Genomic DNA, 4,774 nt, shown 5'->3' with positions numbered 1-4,774 from the left:
GCGGGGGACGGTGCGGTGGTGGTCGTGGGGTGGTCCGCGGGGGCGTACCACTCTCGTTCCACTGCGGTGACCAGGTCGTGGACCGCTCGGGCGGCGGTGTCGTCCAGGTCGTGGGCACCGATGATGGAGGCCGCGGTGGAGCGCACCGTCGCGGAAGTGTCGGCGGGGGCGCCGCCGCGGTCGGTGAACTCGTCCAGCAGCTCGCGCCAGGCCAAGCCCGCGGCGCCGGGCGCACCCGCGTGGATCGCGGTCAGCCGCCGCCTGCGCCTGATCTCGCGCAGCGCCGCGGGGGCCATGACCAGCAGCAGCGCCGCCAACAGGACGAGGCCGGTCGCGACCCACACGCCACCGGAACCCGGACGCTGCGCCTCCGGAGCCGAGGCCTGCTCGGAGTCACCGGGGGCGGGAGTCTCCGGCTGGGGGGCGGTGGACTCCGCCGGCTGCTGCTCCTGGCTCGCGTCCGGGGCCGGAGCGGGAGCGGGTGCGGGCGGGTTCAAGTACTGCGGCAGCGCCGTGCGGCCGTCGGCCAGCGGAGTCGGGTCGAACGTGACCCAGCCGTACTGCGGGAAGTACGCCTCCACCCAGGCGTGCGCGTCGTTCGTGCTGATCACGCGCTCGTCGCCGTCGCGGTAGCCGGAAGTGAACCCGACCGCGACCCGAGCGGGCACGCCCGCCGAACGCAGCAGCACGCCCATCGACGAGGCGAACTGCTCGCAGAATCCCCGCTTGCCGCGGAACAGGAAGTCCTCCAGGGCGTTCCCGCTCGTCGACGGGCCGGTGCTCAGGTCGTACCGGAAACCGTTCGAGCGGTCGGTGAAGAACCGCTGCAGCACCACGGCCTTGTCGAAGTCGGTCGGCGCGTCCGCGGTGAGGCGCTGGGCCAGCTCCGCGATGCGCGGCGAAACGCCGTCAGTGTTCAAGTACTCGGGGGCGACGTCCGCCGGACCGTTCGCCTCGCGCAGCTGCTGCGGAGTGGGAGACGGCAACGTGACCGTCTCCACGTACGGCCTGCTCTCCTGGCGGGTCTGGGTGAACACGACGCCGCTGCCCGGGTCGTAGCGCCACTGATCACCCATCCCGTCCACGGACCGCGGCACGCCGAAGATCGGCAGCCACGGATCGCGGTAACCGACCGGATCGATGTTCACCGTCGCCGACGGGCCCTGCGCCAGCATGTCCGTGCCGGTCGGCAACGGCAGCGGCTCACGGGCGTCCACCCCGGCGTTGAGCGTGCCGAGCTCCCAACCGCGGCCCGGGTCGAAGTGCTGCAACGTCATCGCCCGCAGGTACGTGGGCTCGGGCAACCCGCTCACCCGGAACAGGTCGACCGGGCTGTCCCGGTCGAGCTGGCCGCGCAGCGACGTGAACGGCCGCAACCCGATCCCGCCGGTGCCCGAGCCGTAGCCCGTGGCGGCGCCACCCGGCAACCGGCCCTCGGTGCCCACCCCGGTGAACACGACACCCGTGATCAGGGAGACCACCCCGGCCGCGGCGGCCAGCGCCACCCCCCGGCGGCCCAGCTCCTCCCGGCCGCCGCTGCCATGGCGATGCCTGCCGGAGCACGCCAGCAGCAACGCGAAACCGGCGGCGCCCGCCACGAACGTCCACCACGGCAGCATGTTCGGCGCGAGCGACGCGGGGATCGCCACCACGCACAGCAGCACCAGCCCCGCGACGGCGGGAACACCCCCGCTCACCGCGATCACGTCGACCAGCAGCGCGACCACGCCCAAGCCGAGGCAGATCAGCACCTGCAGCGGAAGCTCCACCGGAACGGGCGGAACGCCCTCCCGCGCCACCGTCATCGCCTGGCCGAGCAACCCGGACAGCTCGCCGAGCGCACCCGGCCCCGGCAGGAAGCCCAGCAGCGCCTGCCCGGTGAACAGCGCCGACAGCAGCATCGCCAGCACAGCCGCCTGCGCGGGCACGATCAGCGGCGTCCACCAGCGCAACGTGCGCCCCAGCAGACCGGTGCCACCGACCACGACGACCGCCAGCACCGCCGGGACGATCCAGCGGCCGTCGCCGAGGATCCCGGTGAACGCCGTCGACGCGGTCAGCGTCGCCACCACGGCGGCCAGCGTCGACACGGCCGTCGTGCTCGCCGGACGAACCCGAGTGCTCACGACATCGCCCCCGAACCCGCGGTGCCGGCCGATGCGGTCTGGCACAACCTGCCCCACGCGCCCGCCAGCGACGACCGCGGCCCGTCGACGACGACCACGGTCCAGCCGGAAGCGCGCAACCGCTCCGCTGTGCGCTGCGGCGCGAACGAACCATCGGCCGGATCACCGGCCCACGTCCGCACGTCCAGCAGCAGCGCGAGGCTGCGCGCCCGCTCCGGGCGCAGCCGGGTCAACTCCTGCACACCGGCGGTGGTCGTGGCGCCCAGCACCGCGATCAGCTCCTGACCGCTGCCCGGATCCTGCGGGCACACCAAGTCGCGCTGCGCCGACGGGCGCACCGCCGCCAGCGCGTCCAGCATCGCCGAATCGTCCTGGCCGCCGTCGAACGGCCCGGGGCCACCGCTGAGCGTCGCGGCGTCCTCCGTGACCAGCCGGACCTGCTGGCCGTTCGCGTGCAGGTGCGCGCAGATGCTGGCGGCAGCCGACACCGCCCACTCCAGGCTCGCCGCCGCACCCGTCCCGCGGTGCGCGGCCGACCGCCGATCGAGCAGCACCGTCACGCCGCCGTGCCACGGACGCTCCTCGACGCGCACCATCAGCTCGTCCCGCTTCGCGGTGCTCTTCCAGTGCACGCGCCGGATGTCGTCGCCGTGCCGGTACTCGCGGACCATCGTGTCGTCGTCGCCGTGCCCGGCCCGCAGCCGCGTCGAACCGTCCTCCCCGGTGCCGAGCCCGGAACCGGCGGGCAACCCGCCCAGCGGCACCACCTTCGGCACCGCCACCAGGCGGCTGCGGCCTGCCAGTTCGTGCTCGAACTCGGTGAGCCCGAACGGATCGCCGATCCGGGTGCGCAACGGGCCGATCTGGTGGATGCCGCGCAGCCCGGGGCTGGCCGGGTACTCCAGCACCGCCCCCGACCGGCGCACGTGGTCCAGCCGGAACCGAGGCCGTCCGCCGAGCGCGTGCGGCACGCCGTCCTCCAGCAGCAGCCCGCCGACCGGCACCCCGCCGGAGCCCGTGACGTGCAGGCGCACCGCGACGTTCCCGCCGACCGGAACCCGCCCCGGCAGCACCTCCCGCCGGACCCGCACGCCGTGTCGCGCCCGGCCCGCCAGCAGCAGCGCCAGCAGCGGCAGCACCACGACGAACGCCGCGATCCGCAGGAGGTCCCGTTCGTCGAGCACGAGCGAGCACACCGCCGCGGCCACGCCCGCGGCGAGCAGGCAGCGGCCCCGGACGGTCAGGCCGGACAGCACGGGCCTACCGCCGGGGCCCGGTGTCGCCGCGCGGCACCTCGACCCGGCGCAGCAGCGACCCCACCAGGTCGGAAGCGGAACGACGAGTCGCCCGTGCCTCGCTGGTCAGCACCAGCCGGTGCGCCAGGACCGGCACCGCGACGTTCTGCACGTCGTCCGGGATCACGTAGTCCCGCCCCGACAGCGCGGCCTGCGCGCGGGCCGCGCGCACCAGCTGCAAGGTGGACCGGGGGGAGGCACCGAGCCGCAACTCCGGCAAGGTGCGGGTGGCGGTGACCAGGTCGATCACGTAGCGGCGCAGCTCGGTGCTCACGTGCACCCCGCGCACCGCGCGCAGCAGCGCGCGGACCTGGTCGGCGTCGGCGACCGGGCGCAGCTGCTCCATCGGCTCGCGGCCGGTGTGCTCGTCGACCATCGCCAGTTCGGCCTGCTGATCGGGATAGCCGATGGACACCCGCGCGGTGAACCGGTCGCGCTGCGCCTCGGGCAGCGCGTAGGTGCCTTCCATCTCGATCGGGTTCTGGGTGGCGATCACCATGAACGGCGCGTCCAGCGCGTAGGTCTCGCCGTCGACCGTGACCTGGTCCTCCTCCATGCATTCCAGCAGGGCGGACTGGGTCTTCGGGGACGCGCGGTTGATCTCGTCGCCGACGACGATGTTCGCGAACACCGGACCGGGCCGGAACTCGAAGCTCTCGGCCTGCCGGTTGTAGAGCGAGACACCGGTGATGTCGCTGGGCAGCAGGTCCGGGGTGAACTGGATCCGGTTCACGGTGCAGTCGATGGAGCGGGCGAGCGCCTTGGCGAGCGAGGTCTTGCCCACGCCCGGCACGTCCTCCACGAGGAGGTGGCCTTCGGCGAGCAGCGTCACCAGTGCGATCCGCACCACTTCGGGCTTGCCGACGAGGACCCGCTCGACGTTGGCCGCGATCCGCTGCACGGTGCCGTGCAGCGTGGCGATCGTCGCGGGCTCGGTCTCCCGCACGTGCCCGCCGTTGCCGCGGGTCACGGCGTCGGCGTGCCCGCCACCGGCGAACGCAGTGCCGGACGTGGGCATGTTGGGCGTCACGCAACCTCCAGGTGTTCCTCCGAGCGCAGCGGTACGCCGCGTCCGCGTTGACGTCGTTGCCGGCGCCCGTCGACCGGCGATCGGCGGTCGTGTGGTCGTGTGGTCGGCGATCGCGCGCTCAGGTGCCTTTGCAGTGTGCCAAACCGCAGGCGGCCGTCGTACCGGTGGCGGTGCCCTGGGGCGTTCCCCACCTTCCCCCACCGCGGACCCCGCGGCGGCGCCGGGCGGCGGCTCGGAGCACGCCCCGGCATGATCGGCGGCCTCCGGGAGGGCGTTTCCGGCCGGTGGCCTCGAACGCCACGACGTCCGCGCCGGTCCCGGCG

General features: G+C 74.1%; 3 protein-coding genes. All 3 read right to left on the bottom strand.

All coding sequences use genetic code 11. From position 1 onward, the window contains the following. Positions 1–2,126, bottom strand: a 2,126-nt coding sequence (locus OOZ19_RS29895) for a transglutaminase TgpA family protein (RefSeq protein ID WP_266093520.1), incomplete at its 3' end; no start/stop codon positions are given. After that, complete coding sequence (locus OOZ19_RS29890; RefSeq protein ID WP_266093519.1) at positions 2,123–3,382, bottom strand: DUF58 domain-containing protein; 1,260 nt, start codon at positions 3,380–3,382, stop codon at positions 2,123–2,125. The genes OOZ19_RS29890 and OOZ19_RS29895, both read right to left, overlap by 4 nt. Before the next feature lie 4 nt (positions 3,383–3,386). Beyond that, positions 3,387–4,451, bottom strand: coding sequence for an AAA family ATPase (locus OOZ19_RS29885; protein WP_266093518.1), 1,065 nt, complete (start codon positions 4,449–4,451; stop codon positions 3,387–3,389). Positions 4,452–4,774 lie beyond the last annotated feature (323 nt).

It is taken from the genome of Saccharopolyspora sp. NFXS83, from assembly GCF_026241095.1.
Lineage (GTDB): Bacteria > Actinomycetota > Actinomycetes > Mycobacteriales > Pseudonocardiaceae > Saccharopolyspora_C.
This window is presented reverse-complemented; position numbering and strand designations above follow the sequence as displayed.